This is a genomic window from Kitasatospora putterlickiae, from assembly GCF_039527695.1.
Classification (GTDB): Bacteria; Actinomycetota; Actinomycetes; order Streptomycetales; family Streptomycetaceae; genus Kitasatospora; species Kitasatospora putterlickiae.
Genome location: NZ_BAAAKJ010000196.1, coordinates 42,382 through 42,765, shown reverse-complemented (window position 1 = coordinate 42,765; position 384 = coordinate 42,382). Strand labels below are relative to the sequence as shown.

General features: G+C 76.0%; 1 protein-coding gene. It reads left to right on the top strand.

Features of this window, described 5'->3' with window-relative positions; translation table 11 throughout:
- Positions 1 to 328 (top strand): hemerythrin domain-containing protein (locus ABD308_RS19705; RefSeq protein ID WP_344336469.1); only part of this gene is annotated, 328 nt, incomplete at its 5' end.
- Positions 329 to 384: the final 56 nt, after the last annotated feature.

The window sequence follows — 384 nt, the reverse complement described above, 5'->3', positions numbered from 1 at the left end:
CCCTCCGCCCGCCGACCTCGCCCGGCAACTGCACCGCCGCTGCCTCACCTTCTGCTACGGCCTGCGGCTGCACCACACCCGCGAGGACGGCGCCTTCACCGCCTTCGAGCAGCGCTTCCCGCACCTCGTCCCGGCCGTCACCCGCCTGCGCGAGGAGCACCAGGTGGTCGAGCGGGCGCTCGCCCGGCTGGAGGAGGCCCTGGAGCGCGGCGGCGATCTCCTCGAACTCCGGGCGGAGCTCGACCGGACCGTCGACGGCCTGGAGGAGCACTTCGCCTACGAGGAGGAGCACCTGCTCCCCGCGCTGGACGTGCCCCGCCCGTCCTGACCGGGCCGGGCCCGGTGGCACGCGGCCGACGCCGGTCTGCGGGACACCTCCCGCAG